Raw genomic sequence first — 24,693 nt, 5'->3', positions numbered from 1 at the left:
TGCTACGACTACGGGGTGGACCTTCTCCAACCCCATCTGCGGCTCCTCGCCGAGGTTTTCGACGCGGCCACGCCCACGGCCTCGTGGGCGCTGGCCGGCGGTTACGCCCTCCAGGCGCACGGGCTGCTCCAACGCCCGCACGGCAACGTGGACTTGGCGACGGAGAGCGCGGAGCCGATGCCCCACCTCGCCGAGACGCTGAGCGCCGCGCTCACCTCCGGGGGCCGTCACGAGGTGACACTCCAGGACACGGACCTCCTGTTCGCACACCTGTCCGTACGGGACCGTACCGGCGACACGATCCTCCATCTGGCCCTGCACAAGGAAACCTTTTGGAGCCCGCCCGTCCCGACGTCGTACGGGCCCGCGCTCTGCCTCCAGGACGCGGTGGGCACGAAGATCCGGGCGCTGTACGACCGCGGGCTGGCGGTCGACCTGATCGACGCGCGGGCCGCGGCCGCCCGCTTCACCCACCCCGACCTGGAGGAACTGGCCCGCCGTCATGCCCGCGACGACTTCGACCTGCCCACCTTCCAGACCCGGCTGGAGGGCACCGACCACTACCCGGACACCGCGTTCACGGAGTACGGCCTGACGGAACCCGACATCGCCGAGCTGCGGGCGTGGGCCCAGTCCTGGTCGACGGACATCGCGGAACGCCTGCTGGAGGAGGGGGCGTCACCGGACGAGTGAGCCGACAGCGAAGACCGACTCCGCTTCAGTGGCGGGGCCGGAGTCGGTCCCCAATGCCGCGCGCCGCCCGAAGATGCTCCACCCCCTCCTTCGCCACCCGGGCGGCCTCCCCGTACTCCCCTGCCGTACGGGCGGCAGCCAGCAACGCCCGGGCCTCCCGATGGCACTCCGCCGGGTGAGTCATTGAACGGCCCGGACGTGTGGTGACCTGCCGTCAAACTACGGGTGAGCAGGGCGTGTTGGGGAGCAGACGCATTGGGGGTGCGCCGGCATGCGGATCGGCATCATGGGGGGAACGTTCGATCCGATACACCACGCCCATCTCCACAACGCCGCCATGGCCGCCGCCGCGTGCGGCCTCGACCACGTCGTGTTGGTGCCCACCGGCGAGCCCTGTCACAAGGATCCGCGCGGGGTGTCGCCGTCCGCCGACCGGTTCACGATGACGGAGATCGCCTGCCGGCCCGACCCGCTGCTCTCCGTCAGCCGGGTGGAGGTCGACCGGCCAGGGCCGAGTTACACCGTGCCCACGCTCCGGGAGCTGCGCCGCACGCCCGGGCCCGCCGCCGAGCTGTTCCTCATCGTCGGAACCGACACCGCCGAGGGGATCACACAGTGGTACGAGGCCGAGGCGATACCCCGGCTGGCCCGGCTGGTCGTCGTCGGACGGGCCGACCACGTGCCGGACCCCGCCCGGCTGCCCCGCTCCGGGACGTACGATCCCGTTCCCGCGTCACCGTGGCGGATCTCCTCCACCCAGATACGCGCCCGCGTACGTGCCGGCCGCCCCGTCCGCTACCTGGTCCCGGACGGCGTCGCCGCGTACATCGCCGAACGCGGCCTCTACGTCGGCCGGCCCGGCGGCTGAGCCGGTGCCGCCGGTTTCGCCGGTGCCGCCGGTTTCGCCGGTTCCGTCAGGCCCGCGTCGGAGTCGGTGACCGCCCCGCGAAACGGCCGGAACTCTTCGTCACCGCAGCCGACGAGGTGCTGCGCCGCACCTCCGCCCGCATCGTCGTCACCCGGCACTTCCGCGCCACCGCACCGGGCGGCGCGGCCCTGCGGGAGCTCGGCCGCCGACATCCCGGCCGGGTCACACTGGGCGAGGACCTCCCCCTCGACGACTACTACCGCACCCTGTGGCGGTCCGACATCCAGGTCAGCACCGCCCTCCACGAGAGCCTCGGCGTGGCCACCCTGAAGGCCATGGCCACCGGAAACTGCCCGCTCCTGCCCGCGACCGGCGCCTATCCCGAGATCGCGGCCGGCGATCCCGACGTGCTCTACGACCGCCCCGAGGATGTCGCCGACCGGCTGTGCGCCCTCGTCACCGCCCCCGCCCGACGCCGACGCACCGCCCACCGCCACAGCGCGCGGACGCGTGCGACCTACGCGCCGGAGCGGGTGGCGGGGGCGGTGCGACAGGCGCTGGAGGAGGTAGTGGCATGAGCTACACCGACGTCACGACGCGACACCGAAGGGGACTCCGACGCGGAAGCCGACGCGCTGGGCTGTGGCGGCGCGCCCTGGCCGTCCTCCGTCGCCTCCGGGCCGACGCCGACCGTGATCGAGGCGTGTTACACCGGCCAGTTCTTCTTAAGGTCAGCCGGTAGCAGACCTCGCCGTCGGTACCGGCCGTACCCGCCGTACCCGCCGATGCGTCCGTACCGGCCGGAGCCGGTCTAAGAAAGTGGCCCGGAACCGACGTCGGTTCCGGGCCACTCTCCCATTCAGCTTCAGCTACGCGGCGACTGCTTGCCCGCTACTTCGGCTGCGGCTTGCGCACCGACAGGTGCAGCTCCCTCAGCCGGGCCTCCTCCAGCTCCGTCGGCGCGCCCATCATCAGGTCCTGGGCGTTGCCGTTGAGCGGGAAGGAGATCGTCTCGCGGATGTTCGGCTCGTCCGCGAGCAGCATGACGATGCGGTCGACGCCCGGCGCGATGCCGCCGTGCGGCGGGGCGCCGAAGCGGAAGGCGCGCAGCATGCCGGCGAACTTCTCCTCGACGGTCTCCCGGTCGTAGCCCGCGATCTCGAACGCCTTGAGCATGATCTCCGGCTCGTGGTTCCGGATCGCGCCGGAGGACAGCTCGACGCCGTTGCAGACGATGTCGTACTGCCAGCCCAGGATGTCCAGCGGGTCCTGGGTCTCCAGGGCCTCCAGCCCGCCCTGCGGCATCGAGAACGGGTTGTGCGAGAAGTCGATCGCGCCGGTCTCCTCGTCCTTCTCGTACATCGGGAAGTCGACGATCCAGCAGAAGCGGAAGACGCCCTCTTCGAAGTGTCCGGCGCGCTTGGCGGCCTCGACCCGCACCGCGCCCATGATCTTCGAGACCTCGTCGAACTCGCCCGCACCGAAGAACACCGCGTGGCCGGCGGCCAGCGACAGGCGCTTGGTCAGCTCGGCGACGTTCTCCTCGGTCAGGAACTTCGCGATCGGGCCGGTCAGCGAGCCGTCCTCGGCGACGCGCACCCAGGCCAGGCCCTTCGCGCCCTGCGAGACCGCGAAGTCACCGAGCTGGTCGAAGAACTTCCGGGGCTGCGCGGAGACGTCCGGCACGGGCAGCGCGCGCACGTGCTTGCCGGCGAAGGCCTTGAACTCCGAGCCCTCGAAGATGTCGGTGATGTCGACGAGCTCCAGCTGGGCACGCAGGTCCGGCTTGTCGGAGCCGTACTTCAGCATCGACTCGCGGAACGGGATCCGCGGGAACGGCGAGGTGACGTGACGGCCGTTGCCGAACTCCTCGAACAGCTCCGTCATGAGCTTCTCGATCGGCTGGAAGACGTCCTCCTGCTCGACGAAGCTCATCTCGACGTCGAGCTGGTAGAACTCGCCCGGCGAACGGTCCGCACGCGCGTCCTCGTCACGGAAACAGGGGGCGATCTGGAAGTAGCGGTCGAAGCCCGAGATCATCAGCAGCTGCTTGAACTGCTGCGGCGCCTGGGGGAGGGCGTAGAACTTGCCCGGGTTCAGCCGGGACGGCACGACGAAGTCACGCGCGCCCTCGGGGGAGGTCGCGGACAGGATCGGCGTCGCCATCTCGTTGAAGCCCAGCGCCGTCATCTTGTGCCGGATGGCCGAGATGACCGCCGTCCGCAGCATGATGTTGCGGTGCATGCGCTCACGGCGCAGGTCCAGGAAGCGGTACTCCAGACGCCGCTCCTCGTTGACCCCGTCCTCGGTGTTGATCGTGAACGGCAGCGGGGCGGCGGCGCCCAGCAGCTCGACCTCGCCGACCTCGACCTCGACCTCACCGGTCGGCAGGTCCGCGTTGACGTTCTCCGTGCCGCGCGAGACGACCTTGCCGTCGACGCGGACCGTCGACTCCTTGGTCAGCTTGTCGAGAGCCTCGTACGCGGGCGTGCCCGGACGGGCCACGAGCTGCGTGATGCCGTAGTGGTCGCGCAGATCGATGAAGAGAATGCCGCCCAGGTCGCGCCGATTGTGCAGCCAGCCGCTCAGCCGGACGTCGGTGCCGACGTCAGAGGCGCGGAGCTCGCCGCAGGTGTGGGACCTGTACCGATGCATCGTCGTTCATCCAGTCTTCGCGGATCGGGGGCACGTTTCACGTGAAACAGAGCACGTTAACAGGGCACGTTTCACGTGAAACAACCCCCAGGGTACCGGGCAGTCACTGATCACCTCCCCTCAATACAGGTGCGGCGATCAGTGGCACTTGTCGATCGCTTGTTCTTAAAGTGGGGCAATGCGCACTGGCGAGCCTCTGCCCGCCGTGGGGGAGGTCCTGGCCTCCCTCGCGACCGGCCTGTGGCACTGGAGCACCGCCACCGGACTGGTCACGGTCGATGCCGAGGCAGCCCGGCTGCTCGGGCTGCCCGCCGAGGAGACGGTCCTCACCGAGGCCCAGACCCGGGCCCGGCTGCACCCCGTGGACTGGAACGAGATCACCGGAGTGATCCCGCTCGCGGTCGCCGAGGGCACCCTCGCCGAGGTGCGCATCCGGATCATGGACGAACGGGGGCGGGTCGTCCGGGTCGTCCGCAGCCGGTCCAAGCCGTCCTTCGACCGGGCCAAGAAGGCGTACGAGCTGATCGGCACCCTCCAGGAGGTCACCGAGCCCCGCCCGGGCACCCCCGCCGGGCGTACCGCCGTCACCGGTGACTGGCGGCGGGCGCGGGAGGCGTTCCTGCTGGACGCGGGCCGGGCGCTGGCGGAGGCACGGTCCACCGAGGAGGTCCTCAGGGTCGCGGCGGGCCTGTCGATGCCGGGATTCTCACCGGACGGGCTGGCCGTCTTCGGCGTCACGGGCGACCGGCTGACGATCATCGGCCACCACGGGCAGCAGCCCGGCGACGAGGGTCCCTTCGCCCAGATGTCCATCCATACGGACTATCCGGCCGCCGAGGTCGTGCGCACCGGCCGGGCCGTGTATCTGTCCTCCCCCGAGCGGTACAAGGAGCGCTACCCGCTCACCTGGCCGCTGGCCTCCCACTTCGGCCGCCAGTCGTGGGCGTTCCTGCCGCTGACGGTGGCCGGCCGCACGATGGGCGCCTGGATGGCCGGCTTCGCCTACCCGGTGGCGTTCACGCCCGACGAGCGGTCCGTGCTCACGACGGTCGCGCGGATGCTCGCCCAGGCGCTGACCCGGGCGGGCGCGGCGGAGACCCAGCGCGAGCTGACCGACGGCCTGCAACGCTCCATGCTCCCGACCCTCGGCCCCGAGATACCCGGCATGACCCTCGCCGCCCGCTACATACCGACCGGCGGCGGCCTCCAGGTCGGCGGCGACTGGTACGACATGATCCCGCTGCCCGGCGGCACCCCCTCCGGAGGAGGCAGATTCGCGCTGGTCATAGGGGACGTCCAGGGCCACGACGTCCGCGCGGCGGGCCTCATGGGCCAGCTGCGCATCGCGCTGCGGGCGTACGCGTCCGAGGGGCACCGCCCCGATGCCGTCCTCTCCCGTGCCTCCGGCTTCTTCCACGGCATCAACCACGCCGCGGACGGCGAGAACGGCAAGGACGGCGAGGACGGCGAGGACGGCGACGGTGCCGGTCTGCGCTTCGCGACCTGCCTGTACATCGAGGTGGACCCGGAGACCGGCGTCCTGGAGGCGGCGCGGGCCGGCCATCTGGACCCGGCGATCCGGATGGCCGACGGCACGGTCCTGGTCCGCGCCACGGCCGGCGGACTCCCGCTCGGCATCGATCCGGACGCCGACTACCCCACCACCCGGCTCGCCCTGGAACCCGGCGAGGTGCTGATGCTGTGCACCGACGGCCTGCTGGAGACCGGCGGGCACGACCTCGACACGGGCTGGCGGCGCATCCGCAAGACCCTGGAGGCGCATGAGGGGGATCCGGAGGAGCTGGCCGACGCACTGGTCCAGGCGGTGCACGGACCCTCCTCCCACCACACCACGGGTCCCCTGGCGGACCGCCGCGAGGACGACATCGCCCTCCTGCTCCTGTGCCGCCAGGGCGAGGACGGCAGCGGCCCGGGTTTCTCGGCTGCTTCGGTCCCGGTCCGGCGGCCCGTGCGCCGCTCGATGCTGACGGTCGCGCAGGCCGAGCCCGAGCGGATCGCCGTGGCCCGGCAGCAGCTGCGCGAGCTGCTGCACGACTGGGCCTGCGCGGACCAGGTCGACTCGGCGGTCCTGCTCGTCTCCGAGACCCTGACCAACGTCCTCGTCCACACCGACGCCGACGCGCTGCTCGTCGCCGAGGTCAGCGGCGCGCCGGGCGAGCGTCGGCTCCGCATCGAGGTCGCCGACACCAGCGACGACCTCCCCCACAAGCGCCGTCCCGGCGAACTGGCCTCCTCGGGCCGCGGCCTGGTCCTCATCGAACTGCTCGCGGACACGTGGGGCGTGGCGCCGAGGGGCGAGGGCAAGAGCATCTGGTTCGAAATCTACGAGCCCGACGACTCAGGGGATTCAGGCCGACCGGGCTGATCGGGCTGATCGGGCGGCCCGTAACGCTCACGCAGCTCGTACGCCACCCCGAAGGCGGCAGCCGTGACCGGCACGGCGAGGAGCATGCCCAGCACGCCCGCCACCGAGGCCCCGGCGGTGATGGCGACCATCACCGCCGCCGGGTGCATCTGCACGGTCCGGCTCTGGATCACCGGCTGCAGCACATGCCCCTCCAGCACCTGCACGGCGAGCACCACCCCGAGCGCCCACAGCGCGATGACGAACCCTCGGTCGGCAAGCGCGACCAGCACGGCGACGGCACCGGAGATGAAGGCGCCGAGATAGGGGATGTACGCGCCGACGAAGACAAGCGCACCGAGCCCGACGGCACCCGGCACATCGAGGACGAGCAGCCCGACAGTGATGCACACGGCGTCGATGAAGGCGATGAAGGTGGTCCCCCGCATGAACCCCTCTACGGCCCGGAAGGCCCGCCGGGCGATGGCCTCCAGGACGTCGGCACTCCCGCCGGGGGCGACGGAACGCAGCACGCCGACGAACCGATGCGAGTCCCGCAGAAAGAAGAAGACGAGGAACAGGGCAAGCACAGCAAGGGCGATGCTCTCCCCCACGACGCTCACCCCGCTGATGACATTGGACGCGGCCGTCCCGCCGAACTTGGTCAGCAGCTCCTTGGCGTTGGAGGCGAGATCGTCGAGCGAGGTCCCGGCAGCACCGAACCGCCGGGCGAGATCCTGCCCCGCGTCCTTCAACGAGGCGACGATCTGATCCCCGGTGTCGACCAGGGCAGCGACGACGATATAGACAGCCCCGCCCACCACACCGACCACGGCGACACAGGTGAGCCCGGCCGCCACCGCCCGAGCCACCCCCACCTTGACCAACTGCCGATACAGCGGCCCGAGCAGTGCGGTCCCGAGCAACGCGAGCAACACGGGCGTGACGGCTGCCCGCAGTTCCGAACAGAGCCGGATCCCCACGTACCCGACGCCGGAAACAAGCAGGACAACGGCACACCAGGCGGCCAGCCTACGAACGGGGACGGGGAGCAGGTGCACGGCTCCAGCGGATCACGGGGTCAGAAAGCTGTCCTGCGGGAAGCACCCACCCGGGTGACGGTTCGTCACCTTGGCGAAGATTCAATGCACTCACCCCTAAAGGTGAACATCCTTGCTGTGGACACCTGTTGCTCCCGTATATGCCTAATGTCCGGGACGGAGGTGATGCTCGATGTACGAGCAGAACAACACACCGCCGCCGGACCGGTCGGCGGCACAGCAGCAGGACGCGATCGACATCAACGATTTCGTGTTCGCGGCCACGGGCGCGCGGGTGCGAAGGCTGACCATGCCGGACGGCACACACTGGTTCCCGGCCGTCGACGTGTGCAAGAACCTGGGCTACGCACATGTCGGTTCCACTCTGCGCAACGTGGCCGACGCGATCAACTTCGACAGTGCCGAGAGGGTGCTCCAGAGGCACCGTCTCGACATTCCCGCAGGTCGGGAGTGGCGACGAGACATGAATCTCGTCAATCTCCAAGGACTGATCCGCTTGGTCAACGGCTGCACCAAGCCGGAGGCCCAACCCTTCAAGACGTGGGTCTCCGAAGTCATCGCCACCGTCCAGCGCGACGGCTCCTACTCCCTCGAACCGGCCCCGTTGCAGCCCGCTCCCACCGGCGGCATGGCCTACGTCATGCCCCAGCAGGTCACCGACGCCCTGGTCGCACTCGAACAGCGCAGCATCCGGACGGACGAGCTGCTGCGGCAGATCAACGACAGCCAGAAGGTGATGGTCGAGGTACTGAAGGACATGGCCCAGACCCTCCGTCGCCCCTCCGACCGCGCCCGCACCGTCCAAGCACCGGAGTTGACGCCCGAGCAGCTCCTGACCAACTGGAAGACCAGGAACCTCGTCGTCACCGAGGACATCCACACGGTGGCCGCCCACCTGGCCCCGGCATTGCTGCACGGCGGCGCCGACTACAGCGTGGAAGAGATCGCCGTCTGCACCGGGCTGACGCCCGACCGCGTGCAGGACTCCCTGGAGCTGCTGGCCGAGCACGGGTGCGTGCGGCAGGTGGGCCGCGCTCCGGACGGCGCGGCGTTCTACGTGCTGCCGTAACCCGGTAGCACCGACACCGACACCGACACAAGACAGGCCCGAAGTCGCAATCCAAAGTTGCGGCTTCGGGCCTGCTCTTAAGCTACCGGAACTCAGGCGGTCTGCGGGCCGCCCTCCGTCATTCCGTGCACCGCCGGGATCGTGCCCAGTCGGCCCTTCTGGAAGTCCTCGAACGCCTGCTGAAGCTCGTCCCTGGTGTTCATCACGAACGGGCCGTAGTGGGCCATCGGCTCACGGATGGGCTGCCCGCCCAGGAGCACGACCTCCAGGTCCGGGGTGTGGGAGTCCTGCTTCTCGTCCGCGCGGACGGTCAGCGAACCGCCGGCGCCGAAGACCGCGGTCTGACCCAGATGGATCGGACGGCGCTCGGCACCGACCGAGCCCTTGCCCGCCAGGACGTACGCGAGGCCGTTGAAGTCCTCCCGCCACGGCAGCGTGACCTCCGCGCCCGGCGCCACCGTCGCGTGGATCATCGTGATCGGCGTGTGCGTGATACCGGGACCGGCGTGCCCGTCCAGCTCACCGGCGATGACCCGCAGGAGCGCGCCGCCGTCGGGGGTGGTGAGCAGCTGGACGTTGCCGCCGCGAATGTCCTGGTAGCGCGGCGCCATCATCTTGTCCTTCGCCGGCAGGTTCACCCACAGCTGGAGACCGTGGAAGAGACCGCCGGACATGACGAGCGACTCCGGCGGCGCCTCGATGTGGAGGAGGCCCGAGCCGGCCGTCATCCACTGGGTGTCGCCGTTGGTGATGGTGCCGCCGCCGCCCTGGCTGTCCTGGTGGTCGAAGATGCCGTCGATGATGTAGGTGACGGTCTCGAAGCCGCGGTGCGGATGCCAGGGCGTGCCCTTCGGCTCGCCCGGCGCGTACTCCACCTCGCCCATCTGGTCCATCATGATGAACGGGTCGAGGTGGCGGTAGTTGATCCCGGCGAACGCGCGGCGCACCGGGAAGCCCTCGCCCTCGAATCCGCTGGGCGCGGTCGTGACGGTGAGCACGGGACGTGCCACCGCGTCCGCCGCTGCGGTGACGCGGGGCAGGGTCAGCGGGTTGTCGATGGTCACTGCGGGCATGTCCGACCTCCTAGGGCGACGTGCGTCCGAGTTTAGTTGAGCGTTGAACTTTCTGCCACCCAGAACGACGAAAGCCCGGAGGACATTCCCTCCGGGCTCCGCCGTGGTTCACGTGGGCCAAGCGCCGTCGTTCACGTGGGCCAAGCGCCGTGGTTCGCCTCGGCCGGGCGCCGAGATTCACGGCCGCCCGGCCGACTCCCTCGGCCGCTCAGCCGTACATCCGCCGCATCGCGAACTCCACCATCTGCTCGACCGCCTTCGCGTCGAACACCATCCGGTGCTCGCCCTCCATGTCGAGGACGAACCCGTAGCCGGTGGGCAGCAGGTCGATCACCTCGGCGCCGGTGATCACGAAGTACTTGGACTCCTTGCCCGCGTACCGGCGCAGCTCCTTGAGGGAGGTGAACATCGGGATCACCGGCTGCTGGGTGTTGTGCAGCGCGAGGAAACCGGGGTTGTCGCCGCGCGGGCAGTAGACCTTGGAGGTCGCGAAGACCTGCTGGAAGTCCTCGGCGGCGAGCTGCCCGGTGGTGAAGGCCCGCACCGCGTCCGCGAGGGAGGGCGGGGACGGCTCCGGATAGAGCGGCGGCTGCTGGCCGTACCCGCCGTGGCCGCCGGGCATCTGCTGCTGCGGCGGGGCGTACTGCTGCTGCGCAGCACCGCCGTCCATGGGCTGGCCGTATCCGTACATGGGCGCAAGCGTACCGAGACGGGCTGCGCGGCGAAGGGGCGGGCGATTTATCTATCGGTCGATACGAAAATGCCACTACGGTGTTTCGGTACCGGTTGCCGCACGCGCCCGGGGACCGCACGCCTTCTCCGGTAGACCCTTCTCACACTTGGGCGAGTAGGGGTTGCGACTTATTACCGACGGGTAGCATCATCGTAGGTGCTTGCTACTTGTTGGTATGTGAACTAGCGCGAGGTCCAGTCCCTCGCCGAATCTCTCTACGGAGCCGTCGCCATGGGGCACTACAAGTCGAATCTCCGCGACATCGAGTTCAACCTCTTCGAGGTGCTCGGGCGCGACAAGCTGTACGGCACCGGCCCGTTCGAGGAGATGGACACCGAGACCGCGAAGAGCATCCTCGAGGAGCTGACCCGCCTCGCGGAGAACGAGCTGGCGGAGTCCTTCGCCGACGCCGACCGCAACCCGCCGGTCTTCGACCCGGAGACCAACACCGCGCCGGTTCCCGCATCCTTCAAGAAGAGCTACAAGGCCTTCATGGACTCCGAGTACTGGCGGCTCGGCCTGCCCGAGGAGATCGGCGGCACCACCTCCCCGCGCTCCCTGATCTGGGCGTACGCGGAGCTGCTGCTCGGCTCGAACCCGGCCGTGTGGATGTACGCCTCCGGCCCGGCGTTCGCCGGCATCCTCTACGACGAGGGCAACGACGTACAGAAGAAGATCGCCCAGCTCGCCGTCGAGAAGACCTGGGGCTCCACCATGGTCCTCACCGAGCCGGACGCCGGCTCGGACGTGGGCGCCGGCCGCACCAAGGCCGTCCAGCAGGAGGACGGCTCCTGGCACATCGAGGGCGTGAAGCGGTTCATCACGTCCGGTGAGCACGACATGGAGGAGAACATCCTCCACTACGTCCTCGCCCGCCCGGAGGGCCACGGCCCCGGCACCAAGGGCCTGTCCCTCTTCCTCGTCCCGAAGTACCTCTTCGACTTCGAGACCGGCGAGCTGGGCGAGCGCAACGGCGTGTACGCGACGAACGTCGAGCACAAGATGGGCCTCAAGGCGTCCAACACCTGCGAGATGACCTTCGGCGACCAGCACCCCGCCAAGGGCTGGCTGATCGGCGACAAGCACGACGGCATCCGCCAGATGTTCCGCATCATCGAGTTCGCCCGCATGATGGTCGGCACGAAGGCGATCTCCACGCTGTCGACGGGCTACCTGAACGCGCTGGAGTACGCCAAGGAGCGCGTCCAGGGTCCCGACCTGGCGAACTTCATGGACAAGTCCGCGCCCAAGGTCACCATCACCCACCACCCGGACGTGCGCCGCTCGCTGATGACGCAGAAGGCGTACGCGGAGGGCATGCGCGCGCTGGTCCTCTACACGGCCTCCGTCCAGGACGAGATCCAGGTCAAGGAGGCGGCGGGCGAGGACACCAAGGCGCTGGAGGCCCTGAACGACCTGCTCCTGCCGATCGTCAAGGGCTACGGCTCCGAGAAGGGCTACGAGCAGCTCGCCCAGTCGCTGCAGACCTTCGGCGGCTCCGGCTTCCTGCAGGAGTACCCGATCGAGCAGTACATCCGCGACGCCAAGATCGACACCCTGTACGAGGGCACCACCGCGATCCAGGGCCAGGACTTCTTCTTCCGGAAGATCGTCCGCAACCAGGGCGCGGCGCTGAACTCCCTCGCCGAGGACATCAAGAAGTTCCTCGCACTCGGCACCGGCGGCGAGGAGCTGGCGGGCGCCCGCGAGCACCTGGCGAAGGCGGCCGTCGAGCTGGAGGCCATCGTCGGCCTGATGCTGACCGACCTCGCGGCCACCGAGCAGGACGTCAAGAACATCTACAAGGTGGGCCTGAACACCAGCCGCCTGCTGCTGGCCTCAGGTGACGTGGTCGTCGGCTACCTGCTGCTGAAGGGCGCCGCGGTCGCCGCCGAGAAGCTGGAGACGGCCACGGCCAAGGACCGGGCGTTCTACACCGGCAAGATCGCGGCGGCGAAGTTCTTCGCGGCGAACGTCCTGCCGGGCGTCACGCTGGCCCGCAAGATCGCCGCGGACGTCGAGCTGGACCTGATGGAACTGGACGAGGCCGCCTTCTAGGACCCGGCACTCCACATTGTCCTCACGAGGGCCCGCTCCCATCGCCGGGAGCGGGCTTTCGTACGTCGTTAAGGTGAACCCCATGAGCGAACCCTCCCGCTTCGACCGCGGCCACACCGACGACCTCATGACGTTCCTGACGGCGAGCCCATCGCCGTACCACGCCGTGGCGAACGCGGCGGAGCGGCTGGAGAAGGCCGGATTCCGGCAGGTCTCGGAGACGGACGCCTGGGAAGGGACCAGCGGCGGCAAGTACGTGCTGCGCGGGGGCGCGATCGTGGCCTGGTACGTCCCCGAGGGCGCCACGCCGCACACGCCGTTCCGGATCGTCGGCGCGCACACCGACTCCCCGAACCTGCGCGTCAAGCCGCGGCCCGACACCGGCGCGCACGGCTGGCGCCAGGTGGCCGTGGAGATCTACGGCGGTCCGCTGCTCAACTCCTGGCTCGACCGCGACCTGGGCCTGGCCGGCCGGCTGACCCTGCGGGACGGTTCGACGCGCCTGGTCGACGTCGGCCGCCCGCTGCTGCGCGTCCCCCAACTCGCCATCCACCTCGACCGTTCGGTCACCGCCGATGGCCTCAAGCTCGACAAGCAGCGCCATCTCCAGCCCGTCTGGGGCCTGGGCAACGACATGCGCGACGGCGACCTCATCGCCTTCCTGGAGGAGGAGGCCGGGCTGGCCGCCGGCCAGGTCACCGGCTGGGACCTGATGACGCACTCCGTGGAGCCGCCCGCCTACCTGGGCCGCGACCAGGAGCTGCTGGCCGGACCGCGCATGGACAACCTGCTGTCCGTGCACGCCGGGACGGCGGCCCTGACGGCCGTGGCGACCGGCGGGGAGAAGCTGCCGTACATCCCGGTCCTGGCCGCCTTCGACCACGAGGAGAACGGCTCGCAGTCCGACACCGGCGCGGACGGACCGCTGCTGGGCAGCGTGCTGGAACGTTCGGTCTTCGCGCGCGGAGGGTCGTACGAGGACCGGGCGAGAGCCTTCGCGGGCACCGTCTGTCTGTCCTCCGACACCGGGCATGCCGTCCACCCCAACTACGGGGAGCGGCACGACCCGACGCACCACCCGCGGGTCAACGGCGGGCCGATCCTCAAGGTCAACGTCAACAACCGCTACGCCACGGACGGCACGGGCCGGGCGATCTTCGCCGCCGCCTGCGAGAAGGCGGACGTCCCGTTCCAGTCGTTCGTGTCCAACAACTCCATGCCCTGCGGCACGACCATCGGCCCGATCACCGCAGCGCGGCACGGCATCCGCACGGTCGACATCGGCGTGGCCATCCTGTCGATGCACAGCGCCCGGGAACTGTGCGGCGACGCCGACCCGTACCTGCTGGCCAACGCGCTGGCAGCGTTCCTGGAAGGGTAGTTGAGGAACGGTTCGGGGGTACTTCGCGCCGAGGGGGGTACCCGGCCGCCGGAGCCGGACCGACCGGTACTCCTGACAGGGAGGCGACATCATGGGCCTCGGCGGGTGCATCATCCTCATCGCCGTGGGAGCCATCCTCACGTTCGCGACCGACTGGGACATGCAGGGAGTCAACCTCGACCTGGTCGGCGTCATCCTGATGATCGTGGGCCTGATCGGCGTGACGACCTTCAGCAGCATCGCCCGGCGCCGCCGGGTGATGGTGCCTCCCCCGACCACGGTGGTCGAGACGGAGCGGCGCCACCACGACGGATACAGCGACGGCTACGGCGTCTGACAAACCTGACGGCCTGACACTCACGGACCTGCCGAACTGACGGACCGGCAGATCGGACATCTTGAACATTCCGTAACACTGCATGCCTTGCGGTCTTGTGTGAATATCGTGAAAGATCGGGACTCTTGAGGCCCGAGGGGTGGAGTCACCCGGCCCTCACCACCAGCACTTCGGGGGGCCTCCACCGTGCTCGAACTCGCGGCACTCCACGACCCACAGCGGCACGGCGCGCGTCGGCATGCCGCGCGCCGCGCCCATGCCGCCCCCGAGGAACCAGCCGGCCGACCGCGCCTCGCGGTGCTGACACCGGCCCACAACGAAGCGGACCGCATAGCCGCCGCCGTCGCGACGGCCCGCGGCGCGCAGGTCTTCCACACCCACGAAAACACGCACAAGAAGGCCGGCGCCCTCAACCAGGCCATCGCCTGGATACTGCCCCACCTGGACGACCGGGACCTGCTCCTCGTCCAGGACGCCGACACCGTCCTCAACCCGTGGTTCGCCGAGACCGCCCTCGCCACCTTCAACCGCAAGGTCGGCGCCGTCGGCGGCGTCTTCTACGGCGAGCAGGGCGGTGGCTTCCTCGGTCTGCTCCAGCGCATGGAGTTCCACCGTTACGCCTGGGAGCTGGAACGCACCGGCGGCAAGGCACAGGTCCTCACCGGCACCGGCACCATGTTCCGTGCCCGCGTGCTGCGCGAGGTGCGCGCCGCCCGCCGCGCCGGTGTCATCGGCGGCGGCACCGCCTACTACAGCCTCGCCTCGCTCACCGAGGACGACGAGATGACCAAGGCGGTCAAGACCCTCGGCTAGCGCGCCATGTCCCCGGCCGGCTGCGAGGTCACCACCGAGGTCATGCCCACCCTGGGCAAGCTGTGGCACCAACGTCTGCGCTGGCAGCGCGGCGCCCTGGAGAACCTGCGCGACTACGGCTGGACCCGGGTCACCACCCGCTACTTCCTCCAGCAGTTCCTGATGGGCTTCGGCGCGCTGTCGTTCCTCGTCTACCTCGCCTATATGACGACGTACTCGACGCTGTACGGCTGGCCCGGGTTCTCGCCGTTCTGGACCGCGATCGGCCTGATCTTCGTGGTCGAGAAGACCGTCTCCGTGCGCCGCGCCGGACCCAGGGCCGTCCTGGTCGCGGCGCTGATGGTCCCGGAGATGCTCTACGACCTCTTCCAGCATGCCGTCTACTTCTCCTCGCTGTGGGGGCTGTTGCGCCGCAGCGAGGAGAAGTGGGTGGCCACCTAGCGGGCCCCGCGAGCGGCCCCACCCCGAACCGCCCCCCACACCACGCACCAACCCTCCCCTCCTAGGAGAAGCACGATGTACGGAAGAGTGATCGGCGCCGGTACCACCGGCGCGGGCGGCGCCACCCTGGCCGCCACCGGCCTGTGGCTGAACAGCATGGCGCTGCTGGTCACCGCGACCACGCTGGTGGCGGCGGGCATGGCCCTGTACAAGCTGGCGCCGCGCCCGCGCCGCCGCTGAGACCGAGGCTCCCCGGGTCCCCGGGTCACCTGGCCCCCGGTTACCGGCCACCGGGCTACCGGAGATCCATCGGACAGGACCAACGGCGGCCGGTCCGCCCCGCCCTCGGTGAGGCGGACCGGAACGCCCCGGTCCTGCCGGTGGAGGGCAGGCGGGCCATGGCCTGTTTCGAAAGTCCCGTCCGCGCCCCGAACGCCCTGCTCACGGCCGTGAGAGAAGCCGCTCGGCCCCACCCCGTCGGCCTAGCGGCGGCGTTTCGGACCGGCCACCGGGGAAGCTGTACCGGCATGAGATTCCTCGTGCGCGACCGGCTCCTCGGCATCGGTGACGACTACTGGATCGAGGACGACCGGGGCAACAAGGTGTACCTCGTCGACGGCAAGGCGATGCGGCTGCGGGACACGTTCGAACTGAAGGACACCCGCGGTCAGGTCCTGATCGACATCCACCAGAAGATGTTCGCCCTGCGGGACACGATGGTGATCGAGCGGGGCGGTGAGCCGCTCGCGACGGTCCGGCGCAAACGGCTGTCCCTGCTGCGCAACCACTACCGGGTGGGTCTGGCGGACGGCCGCACCGAACTCGACGTCAGCGGGAAGATCCTGGACCGGGAGTTCGCGGTCGAGTACGACGGTGAGCTGCTCGCCGTCGTCTCCCGGCGCTGGCTGCACGTGCGGGAGACCTACGGCGTCGACGTCGTACGGGAGGACGCGGACCCGGCGCTGCTGATCGCGGTGGCGGTGTGCGTGATCCACCTCGCCGACAAGGAGCGGGAGGACGACTGACAGGGGAGCTGCCGACGGGTCAACGGGCCGGGGGGCGCAGGCCCAGCACCCGGTCCTTCAGGGCCGGGAACTGTTCCCGGGTCGTGGCGACGCGGGACGGGTCGAAGTCGACCGTCAGGATCTCCTCGCCCGCGCCCGCCTCCGCCAGCACCTCGCCCCAGGGATCGACCACGATCGAGTGACCTGCCTGGGGAACTCCGGCGTGCGTCCCGGCCGTTCCACAGGCGAGCACGAACGCCTGGTTCTCGACCGCCCGCGCCTGAGCCAGCAGCGTCCAGTGCGCCCTGCGGCGCTCGGGCCAGCCCGCGCAGACGACGAAGGTCTCGGCGCCGACGTCCACGAGACCGCGGAACAGTTCGGGGAAACGGAGGTCGTAGCAGGTGGCGATGCCGACGGTCGTCTCGGGGAGGCGGACCGTCGTCAGCTCCTCGCCCGCGCCCATCAGCACGGCCTCGCCCTTGTCGAAGCCGAAGCGGTGGATCTTGCGGTAGGCGGCGGCGAGCTCACCGGAGGGGGAGAAGACGAGAGACGTGTTGTAGAGGGGGCCCTCAGGGTCCCGCTCGGGAATCGAGCCCGCGTGCAGCCACACGCCCGCGTCGCTCGCGGCCTTGGCCATCGCCTCGTACGTCGGCCCGTCCAGGGGCTCGGCCTCGCCGCCGAAGTCCTCATAGGCGAACGCCCCGGTCGTCCACAGTTCCGGCAGCACCACCAGGTCGGCCGCACCGGCCTGTTCCCGTACGAGAGCGGCGACCCGCAGCCGCCGCGATTCGACCGATTCGCCCTCTTCTACGGCGATCTGGATCAGAGAGGCGCGCACACTACCACCGTCCTGGCATTCGAGTCGTCCACACGGGCCTACGATCGTCACACGAAAGCACTGCCGGGGTGCCTCACAGCAGCGTAACTTAGCGTTCCGAAACACCGCCGACAGCAGCCACCTCCCGCTGGCAACGCCGCCACAGCCCACCCGAGTACCGACCGCCGAGGGGTCCCGTTCCGTGAGTCTGCATCCCACCCTCCAGCCCTACGCCGACGCCTGGACCCACTCCATCGAAGCGATATCCGAGCTGGTGCAGCCGCTGGTGGAGGCGGACTGGAACCGCAGGACGCCCTGCCCGGGCTGGTCGGTGCGCGACGTCGTCTCGCACGTCATCGGCCTGGACTGCGAGATGTACGGCGACCCGCGCCCCATCCACACCCTCCCGCGCGACCTGTTCCACGTCACCAACGACTTCCAGCGCTACATGGAGATGCAGGTCGACGTCCGCCGCCACCACACGGCGCCGGAGATGACGTCCGAGCTGGAGTACACGGTGATCCGGCGCAACCGGCAGCTGCGCAACGAGTCACGGCAGCCCGACACGGTGGTGCGCGGCCCGCTCAGCACCGAGCTCACCCTGGAGGAGTCGATGCGCAGCCACGCGTTCAACGTGTGGGTGCACGAGCAGGACCTGCGCGCCGCCCTCGGCCGCCCCGGCAACCTCGACTCCCCCGGCGCGCACATCGCCCGTGACGAGCTGCTCGCCGCCCTCCCTGCGGTCGTCGCCGAGAAGGCCGACGCACCGCGCAGCTCGGCGGTCGTCTTCGACGTGCACGGCCCGATCGAGTTCCTGCGCACGATCCGCGTCGACATCCAGGGCCGCGGCACCCTGGAGACGGCGCCCGCACTCGGCCCGGCCGCCGCCTTCACCCTCGACTGGGAGACGTATGTGCGGCTGGCCTGCGGTCGGGTGACGCCGGAGGCGGTCTCGGACCGGGTGAAGGCGGAGGGCGAGCCGGAGCTGACGGCGGCGATCCTGCGGAACTTCGCGGTGACCAGGTAGCGCTGCAGCAGCGCTCGGCGTCGGCGGGCCGTGGAGGCCGGCGGGTCCGGCGGGTCCGGCAACGGGACGGGCCCGCCGTGTGGATCACGACGGGCCCGTACGGAGCGGAGCGCAGTGGGCGTCGGCCCGGACCTCAGCCGAGCCTGGCGAAGCCGTAGTTCAGCAGCTTCGTCGCGTCGGCGGCGCGCACCGTCGCGTTGGTGGAGGCCAGCACCGTGCCCACGACGGTCTTGCCGTTACGGGTGGCGGCGAAGACGAGGCAGTACTTCGCCTCCGGGCCGGAGCCCGTCTTCACGCCGATGGTGCCGCTGTAGCTGCTCAGCAGCGTGTTGGTGTTGGTCCAGGCCGCCATGGTGCGGGTGGAGCCGGTCTTGGTGATGGTCTTGGCGGTGTAGGACTTCGTCTTGACGACCGCGCGGAAGTTCGCGCTCTTCAGCGAGTTGCTGGCGAGCTTCGTCAGGTCCTTGGCCGTCGAGTAGTTCGACCCGTTGCCGATGCCGTCGAACGAGTCGAAGTGCGTGTTCGTCATGCCGAGCGTCTTCGCCTTGCTGTTCATCTTGGCGATGAAGTTCTTGACGCGGGCGGCGCGCGTCGTGCCCGTGCCGAACTTGTCGGCCAGCGCGTACGCGGCGTCGCAGCCGGACGGCAGCATCAGCCCGTAGAGCAGCTGACGGACGGTCACCTTGTCGCCGACGATCAGCCGGGCGGACGACGCGTTGTTCGCCACGATGTAATCGCTGTACGCCTTCTGGATCACGACGGTGGCGTTCAGGTTGAGGTTCGTCTGCGACAGCACGACGTTCGCCGTCATGATCTTCGTCGTGGAGCCGGTGGACAGCTTGGTGTCCATGCCCTTGTTGTAGAGCGCTGCACCGTTCGCGTTGTTCATCACGAAGCCGGTCTTGGCGGCGATCGTGGGCGTCGCGACGGCTTGCGCAGGTGCCGCGGTGAGGGCTCCGGTCGCGAGCACTGCCGCGGCGGTGACACCAACGGCTGCGGCCCTGCGGACTCGGATGCCCTTGATAGCGGTTATCAACTGAAATACCCCGATTACGTCGAATGCCCCTGCGATGCGGCCAAGTTGAAGGGGAAAGCAGAAAGGGGCCGCATGTGTGTGACACGTAAGTAGCACAGAAAGTTGTGCGGCTGCTGGACCGAATTTCCGATTACTTGGCGAGGCTCTTACCTGCGCCTGACGCGGATCGCGTGATCCGTCTCGCCACAACCCCCCTTTCCGGTCCCGCAATATGGACCGGCCCCCCGATGCGTACGTGTTGTATCTATCCTGTGGACATGCCATCGTCCGCGCCGCCCGCCCCCGCTACGACGCCCACTCCCACGCCCGCCCCGACCCCCGCTCCCGTCAAGCAGCCGCCCGCCGCCGACCGTGTGTACGCCCACGTCAAGCAGGGTGTCCTGGACCGCCGCTACGAGGGCGGCACCCTGCTCACCGAGGGCGAGCTCGCCGAGGCCGTGGGGGTCTCGCGCACACCGGTGCGGGAGGCGCTGCTGCGCCTGGAGGTGGAGGGGCTGATCAAGCTCTACCCGAAGAAGGGCGCCCTGGTCCTGCCGGTCTCCGCACAGGAGATCGCGGACGTCGTGGAAACCCGCCTGTTGGTCGAGGAGCACGCGGCGCGCAAGGCCGTCCCCGCGCCGGCCGCTCTCATCGAGCGCCTGGAAGAGCTGCTGGCGAAGCAGCAGGAGCAGGCCGCGGCGGGCGACCTGGCCGGGGCCGCGGTGACGGACCGCTGTTTCCACGCGGAGATAGTCCGCAGCGGCGGCAACGCGATCCTGTCCCGACTCTACGACCAACTCCGCGACCGGCAGTTGCGGATGGGCGTCGCCATCATGCACTCCCACCCCGACCGGATCGCCAAGACGCTCACCGAGCACGAGGAGATCCTCCAGGCGCTGCGCTCCGGCGACGCGGAGGCCGCCGTCAGGATCGTGCACCGGCACGTCGACTGGTTCTCCCACCTGGCCCGCGGGGAGGTCCGATGAGCGCCGGCGCCCGCCGCGTGAACTCCACTCTTCCGGGTGACCCGCCGGGCGGACGGCGTGCGATGGCCGTCTGGGGGATCGGCGTCTCCGTCTACTTCGTCGCGGTCATCTTCCGTACGTCGCTGGGGGTGGCGGGCCTCGACGCCGCCGACCGCTTCCACGTGAACGCCTCGGCGCTGTCCACGTTCTCGATCCTCCAGCTCCTGGTCTACGCGGGCATGCAGATACCGGTGGGCCTGCTGGTCGACCGGCTCGGCACCAAGAAGGTGCTGACCATCGGCGTCGTGCTGTTCACCGCCGGCCAGCTCGGCTTCGCCTTCTCCCCGTCCTACGGCACCGCCCTCGCCTCCCGCGCGCTGCTCGGCTGCGGCGACGCGATGACGTTCATCAGCGTGCTGCGGCTGGGCAGCAGGTGGTTCCCGGCGCGCCGCGGACCGATGGTCGCCCAGATGGCCGGTCTGGCCGGCATGGCGGGCAACCTGGTCTCGACGCTCGTCCTGGCCCGCCTCCTGCACGGCATCGGCTGGACGGCCGCCTTCGCGGGCAGCGCGCTGGCGGGAGTCGTCGTCCTGGTCCTCCTGCTGCTCTTCCTGAAGGACCACCCCGAGGGCCACGAGCCCGAGCCGTTCCCGCACCGGGGCGCGGCGTACGTCCGCCGTCAGATCGTCGCGTCCTGGCGCGAGCCGGGGACCCGGCTGGGGCTGTGGGTGCACTTCACCACCCAGTTCCCGGCGATGGTGTTCCTGCTCCTGTGGGGCCTGCCGTTCCTGGTGCAGGCACAGGGCCTGTCCCGGGCGACGGCCGGTGAACTCCTCACCCTGGTGGTGCTGTCCAACATGCTCGTGGGCCTGGTCTACGGCCAGATCGTCGCCCGCCACCACGAGGCGCGGCTGCCGCTGGCCCTGGGCACGGTGGGCGCGACGGCCCTGACGTGGGCGACGACACTGGCCTACCCGGGCGAACGGGCGCCGATGTGGCTCCTGGTGACGCTCTGCGCGGTCCTCGGCGCATGCGGCCCCGCCTCCATGCTCGGCTTCGACTTCGCCCGCCCGGCCAACCCGCCCGAGCGTCAGGGCACGGCCTCCGGCATCACGAACATGGGTGGTTTCGTGGCGTCGATGACAACGCTCTTCGCGATCGGCGTGCTCCTGGACGCGACCGGCGACAACTACACGGTCGCCTTCTCCTGCGTCTTCGTCCTCCAGGCCCTCGGCATCAGCCAGATCCTGCGCCTGCGCAAGCGAGCCGCCCGCCGGGAACGCGAACGCCTGGTGGCCAGCCGCGTGGAGACGGTGCACGTGCCGGTGTAGGAGCGCTCGCGGCCGCCGCCATGACCGCACGGGGACGGGCACCGGCACGGGGACGGGCACGGGTACCGGCACGGGTACCGGCACGGCCACGGGCACGGGTACGGGCACGGGCACGGGTACGGGTACGGGCACGGGCACGGGTACGGGCACGGCCACGGCCACGGGCACGGGCACGGCCACGGGCACGGGCACGGCCACGGGCACGGGCACGGCCACGGGCACCGGTACGGGCACGGGCACGGGTACGGGCACGGGTACCGGCACGGGCACGGGCACGGGCACGGGTACGGGCACGGGTACCGGCACGGCCACGGGCACGGGTACGGGCACGGGTACCGGCACGGCCACGGGCACGGGTACGGGCACGGGTACGGCCACGGGCACGGGCACGGGTACGGCGCCTCGCGAAATCCGGTTGCCCACACACCCGTTCGACCTCTACCGTCACGTCTCATCGACGTGTAGCTCAGTAGCCAGAGCACCGGGCTCCACACCCGGAGGGCGCGGGGGCGGAACCCGCCACGTCGGCCAATCGGCGTGTAGCTCAGCAGCAGAGCACCGGGCTCGGGACCCGGAGGGCGCGGGGGCAGCACCCGCCATGCCGGCTATGAACGACGACGCTGACCAGCAGCATCCGGCCCCGGCAACCCCGCAGGCCAACCCCGGCTACGCCGCCGGCCAACTCGCCAGGGCGCTCAGGACCGCGCTCACCCACGACGACCCCGACACCCGCAACCGGGCCGAGGAACGCGGGCGTGCGTGGCGGTCCGTGCTGACCGGCATGGCGAACGGGCTGCTCGGCATCGGCTCCCGCACCCCCGTCAAGGGACTGCCCGCGTGGGTCACCCCCGCGGTGCTCCGTGGCGGCTTCGCGACCGGCGAGCCGAGCGCCGGCGGCCCACTGACGGAGTACGAGATCGAGGCCGCGCGCCGGGCCGGAGTCCCGCAGGACCGGCGGGCGCTGTTCGCGTACTGGCTGTCCGAGGACGGGCTGGCGCAGCTCTGCGGACTTCTCGACAGCGGACGGTACGAGGTGACCGTCCCCGAGGAGGCCGCCCTGCTCACCGTGGCCTGGCTGGCCCGGGCCGGGGAGACGGACGCGGCGCTCACGCTCGTCGACGAACTCGCGCCGTTCGCGGATCGACTGCGGTTCGCACCGCGCCCGGCCGACCGCCCGGCGCCCGACATCGCGACGGTCCACCGACGGACCGTCGCCGAGGCCGGTCAGACCCTGGCGCGACGGCGGACCAACGCGGCGGTGGAGACGCAGCGGGAGGCCCTGGCCGTCTGGCAGCCGTTCGGCGACGAACTCCTCGCGCACTGGCTGGAGACCGCCGACGCCGGTCAGCCGGACGCCCGGCAGCCCGACCGGGTGGGAACGCGCGTCCCCGACGACACCTGGCACGAGCGCGGCGCCGAACTGCTGCGCCGCTACCGCGACCTGGCCCGCCGCCACACCCGCTGCACCAAGCACCTGAAGCCCAAGGGGAACCTGGCGATCCTGCGCGGGGCCCTGGAGGAGACCGTCGCCGGGCGGGAGTTGGACGCCCGCCGGCTCGGACTGCTGCGGCACGCCGTCACCTCCATGGTGCGGCGGCGCGGACTGCCCGGCTCGGCGGAGCTCCGGGCGCTGCGCCGGGAGCAGGCCGCCCAGGTCGCGCTGCCCTCGCACCACGCGCTGGCCCAGCTGGTGCTGCGCCGGCTGTCCGGGCTGGACCAGCGGGCGGGCGTGGCCGAGGTCGCGCCGCTGGTCGCCCCGGTGAGCGGCGAGGAGGCGCGGGAGACCGGGCTGCCCGTGGGAGCCGTCGTCCCGGCCGGTGTCCGCCGGCCCGTCGAGGCCGCGTTGAGCGCGCCCCTCGGCACGCTGGTGGAGCGCGGGATCGTGCCCTCGGCGGAGGTGCTGGCGGAGCTCGTCCCGCAGCTCGTCGCCGTCACCGCCGCGCAGGCCCACCCCGACCCGGCCCTGCGGACGCTGGCGGCCGCCCACCACCGGGCGTTCGCGGGCCGCCGTTCGCTGCTGCTGCTCAGCCTCCAGCGGCAGGTACGGGCGGAGGAACTGCCGTGGGTGCGGGCCGTGGCCGGGCAGCGCTCGGACCCCGAGGCGGGCGAGGTGTCGGCCCGCGCGCTGCGGCAGCTCGGCGAGCTGGCCGTGCAGGCCTTTCCCGGCACGCTCCTGCCCAACCCGCTGATCCGCGAGCTGTCCGTACTGGCCCGCCAGGCCGAGCTGGGCGCGCCTCTGGTCGAGGAGCTGGCCGCCGACATCTTCATGGGCACGTTCACCCCGAAGTTCCTCACCGCGGCCCGGATCGCGGCGGAACTGCTGGGCGGCGGCTCGCTCTACGAGCGCTACTACGGCATCGACTACCGGGCCGTCCGCAACCTGGCGATCGTCGAGACCGGAGAGGCGCTGACCCGGTCGTACGGAGCGAGGACCTCGCCCGGGTTCGCGAAGCTGTGCGTCGAGCGGGCCCAGGACGCCTCGTCCTCGTTCGACCGGCGGCACGGACACTGGTCGCCGGCCGCGAACGGCATGGTGATCGAGCAGGCGCAGATCCTCACCACGCACAACCTGGCCACGCTGGTCCATCGGGTGGGCATCGCCCCGGCCGTGGGCTGGGAGGAGCTGGCCCGGCGCTGCTTCGTCACCGTGTGCCGGCTGACCACCCGTGTGCAGGCCAACCCGCGCCCGCTGCCCACGATCAAGGACGTGGCCTACGCCTGGCGGCAGCTGCTGTTCCACCTGTCCCTGTGCACGCCCGAGGAGCGGACCCGCACCCTCGCCTGGCTGCCCGGGGAACTCACCCGCCATCCCGCCCATGTGGCGGCCCGGCTGGCCCCTGCCCTGACCGGACTGCACCAGGTCGCCGAGGGCGGCCGACCGGACGAGGGCACGGGCCGCCTGCTCCTCGGCTGGACGACGGACGACCACTGGCTCCGCGCGGAGCCGGCCTCGACCGCCTGACGTCTCCCCACTGTCGGGAGAGGCC

Annotated in this window: 20 protein-coding genes, 2 tRNA genes and 1 pseudogene; 17 read left to right on the top strand and 6 right to left on the bottom strand. The window is 70.5% G+C overall.

From position 1 onward, the window contains the following. Positions 1–15: 15 nt before the first annotated feature. The 3 genes from ACZ5SK_RS10180 to ACZ5SK_RS10170 all read left to right on the top strand — a co-directional run bounded on the left by ACZ5SK_RS10180 (position 16) and on the right by ACZ5SK_RS10170 (position 2,139). Positions 16–693: a hypothetical protein gene (locus tag ACZ5SK_RS10180; protein ID WP_468575746.1), complete on the top strand. Its 678-nt coding sequence runs from the start codon at positions 16–18 to the stop codon at positions 691–693. A 271-nt stretch (positions 694–964) separates the two neighbouring features. Next, positions 965–1,561, top strand: a complete 597-nt coding sequence (nadD, locus tag ACZ5SK_RS10175; RefSeq protein ID WP_468575745.1) for a nicotinate-nucleotide adenylyltransferase — start codon at positions 965–967, stop codon at positions 1,559–1,561. A gap of 116 nt (positions 1,562–1,677) precedes the next feature. Next, positions 1,678–2,139, top strand: a complete 462-nt coding sequence (locus ACZ5SK_RS10170) for a glycosyltransferase family protein (RefSeq protein WP_468575744.1) — start codon at positions 1,678–1,680, stop codon at positions 2,137–2,139. A 313-nt stretch (positions 2,140–2,452) separates the two neighbouring features. Here ACZ5SK_RS10170 and aspS read toward each other — a convergent pair whose 3' ends face one another. Then, a complete protein-coding gene (gene aspS, locus ACZ5SK_RS10165) occupies positions 2,453–4,216 on the bottom strand; it encodes an aspartate--tRNA ligase (RefSeq protein ID WP_079661094.1) in 1,764 nt (587 codons plus the stop codon). Positions 4,217–4,394: 178 nt separating this feature from the next. Here aspS and ACZ5SK_RS10160 point away from each other — a divergent pair, with 178 nt between their 5' ends. Beyond that, the gene (locus tag ACZ5SK_RS10160; RefSeq protein ID WP_334578737.1) at positions 4,395–6,602 is read left to right on the top strand and encodes an ATP-binding SpoIIE family protein phosphatase; all 2,208 of its coding nucleotides are present in this window, start codon (positions 4,395–4,397) and stop codon (positions 6,600–6,602) included. Here the strand turns inward: ACZ5SK_RS10160 and ACZ5SK_RS10155 are convergent. Further along, positions 6,560–7,642: an AI-2E family transporter gene (locus tag ACZ5SK_RS10155; RefSeq protein ID WP_334578736.1), complete on the bottom strand. Its 1,083-nt coding sequence runs from the start codon at positions 7,640–7,642 to the stop codon at positions 6,560–6,562. The two genes, ACZ5SK_RS10160 and ACZ5SK_RS10155, sit on opposite strands and share 43 nt — an antisense overlap. A gap of 172 nt (positions 7,643–7,814) precedes the next feature. Here ACZ5SK_RS10155 and ACZ5SK_RS10150 point away from each other — a divergent pair, with 172 nt between their 5' ends. Continuing rightward, a complete protein-coding gene (locus ACZ5SK_RS10150) occupies positions 7,815–8,711 on the top strand; it encodes a BRO-N domain-containing protein (RefSeq protein ID WP_361706245.1) in 897 nt (298 codons plus the stop codon). A gap of 92 nt (positions 8,712–8,803) precedes the next feature. On the opposite strand, the gene ACZ5SK_RS10145 is transcribed toward ACZ5SK_RS10150, so the two are convergent. Beyond that, entirely contained in the window at positions 8,804–9,784 is a 981-nt protein-coding gene (locus ACZ5SK_RS10145; protein ID WP_334578734.1) for a pirin family protein, read from the bottom strand. Positions 9,785–9,992: 208 nt separating this feature from the next. Next, a complete protein-coding gene (locus ACZ5SK_RS10140) occupies positions 9,993–10,475 on the bottom strand; it encodes an SseB family protein (protein ID WP_319337746.1) in 483 nt (160 codons plus the stop codon). A gap of 273 nt (positions 10,476–10,748) precedes the next feature. Here ACZ5SK_RS10140 and ACZ5SK_RS10135 point away from each other — a divergent pair, with 273 nt between their 5' ends. The 6 genes and pseudogenes from ACZ5SK_RS10135 to ACZ5SK_RS10110 all read left to right on the top strand — a co-directional run bounded on the left by ACZ5SK_RS10135 (position 10,749) and on the right by ACZ5SK_RS10110 (position 16,572). Beyond that, positions 10,749–12,575, top strand: coding sequence for an acyl-CoA dehydrogenase (locus ACZ5SK_RS10135; RefSeq protein ID WP_334578733.1), 1,827 nt, complete (start codon positions 10,749–10,751; stop codon positions 12,573–12,575). Positions 12,576–12,657: 82 nt separating this feature from the next. Continuing rightward, positions 12,658–13,956, top strand: coding sequence for a M18 family aminopeptidase (locus ACZ5SK_RS10130; protein WP_334578732.1), 1,299 nt, complete (start codon positions 12,658–12,660; stop codon positions 13,954–13,956). A 91-nt stretch (positions 13,957–14,047) separates the two neighbouring features. Next, on the top strand, positions 14,048–14,293 hold the full coding sequence (locus ACZ5SK_RS10125; RefSeq protein WP_334578731.1) for a DUF6458 family protein: 246 nt from the start codon (positions 14,048–14,050) through the stop codon (positions 14,291–14,293). A 297-nt stretch (positions 14,294–14,590) separates the two neighbouring features. Beyond that, a pseudogene (locus ACZ5SK_RS10120) lies at positions 14,591–15,547 on the top strand (glycosyltransferase family 2 protein). Between the two features lie 75 nt (positions 15,548–15,622). Then, positions 15,623–15,787 carry a hypothetical protein gene (locus ACZ5SK_RS10115; protein ID WP_334578730.1) on the top strand — a complete coding sequence of 55 codons (165 nt, stop codon included), beginning with the start codon at positions 15,623–15,625 and terminating at the stop codon, positions 15,785–15,787. Between the two features lie 287 nt (positions 15,788–16,074). Further along, positions 16,075–16,572, top strand: a complete 498-nt coding sequence (locus tag ACZ5SK_RS10110) for an LURP-one-related/scramblase family protein (RefSeq protein ID WP_334578729.1) — start codon at positions 16,075–16,077, stop codon at positions 16,570–16,572. 19 nt (positions 16,573–16,591) lie between these two features. Here the strand turns inward: ACZ5SK_RS10110 and ACZ5SK_RS10105 are convergent, their stop codons facing one another. Beyond that, positions 16,592–17,389 carry a carbon-nitrogen family hydrolase gene (locus ACZ5SK_RS10105; protein WP_334578728.1) on the bottom strand — a complete coding sequence of 266 codons (798 nt, stop codon included), beginning with the start codon at positions 17,387–17,389 and terminating at the stop codon, positions 16,592–16,594. A 181-nt stretch (positions 17,390–17,570) separates the two neighbouring features. Here ACZ5SK_RS10105 and ACZ5SK_RS10100 point away from each other — a divergent pair, with 181 nt between their 5' ends. Then, positions 17,571–18,395 (top strand): maleylpyruvate isomerase family mycothiol-dependent enzyme, encoded by an 825-nt coding sequence (locus ACZ5SK_RS10100; RefSeq protein ID WP_334578727.1) that lies wholly within the window; start codon positions 17,571–17,573, stop codon positions 18,393–18,395. A 133-nt stretch (positions 18,396–18,528) separates the two neighbouring features. Here the strand turns inward: ACZ5SK_RS10100 and ACZ5SK_RS10095 are convergent, their stop codons facing one another. Beyond that, positions 18,529–19,431, bottom strand: coding sequence for a D-alanyl-D-alanine carboxypeptidase family protein (locus ACZ5SK_RS10095; protein WP_334578726.1), 903 nt, complete (start codon positions 19,429–19,431; stop codon positions 18,529–18,531). 257 nt (positions 19,432–19,688) lie between these two features. On the opposite strand from ACZ5SK_RS10095, the gene ACZ5SK_RS10090 reads away from it, so the two are divergent. The 5 genes from ACZ5SK_RS10090 to ACZ5SK_RS10070 all read left to right on the top strand — a co-directional run bounded on the left by ACZ5SK_RS10090 (position 19,689) and on the right by ACZ5SK_RS10070 (position 24,668). After that, positions 19,689–20,396 (top strand): GntR family transcriptional regulator, encoded by a 708-nt coding sequence (locus tag ACZ5SK_RS10090; protein ID WP_334578725.1) that lies wholly within the window; start codon positions 19,689–19,691, stop codon positions 20,394–20,396. A gap of 62 nt (positions 20,397–20,458) precedes the next feature. After that, on the top strand, positions 20,459–21,706 hold the full coding sequence (locus tag ACZ5SK_RS10085; protein WP_443041341.1) for an MFS transporter: 1,248 nt from the start codon (positions 20,459–20,461) through the stop codon (positions 21,704–21,706). A gap of 455 nt (positions 21,707–22,161) precedes the next feature. After that, a tRNA-Trp gene (locus ACZ5SK_RS10080) sits at positions 22,162–22,237 on the top strand. Between the two features lie 2 nt (positions 22,238–22,239). Continuing rightward, positions 22,240–22,311 (top strand) — tRNA-Pro (locus ACZ5SK_RS10075). A gap of 2 nt (positions 22,312–22,313) precedes the next feature. Next, positions 22,314–24,668, top strand: coding sequence for a hypothetical protein (locus ACZ5SK_RS10070; protein WP_468417798.1), 2,355 nt, complete (start codon positions 22,314–22,316; stop codon positions 24,666–24,668). Positions 24,669–24,693 lie beyond the last annotated feature (25 nt).

This window comes from Streptomyces sp. NPDC031474 (genome assembly GCF_055581185.1).
Note: the sequence above shows the minus strand (reverse complement) of the source record. Positions and strands in the feature narration are given on the sequence as shown.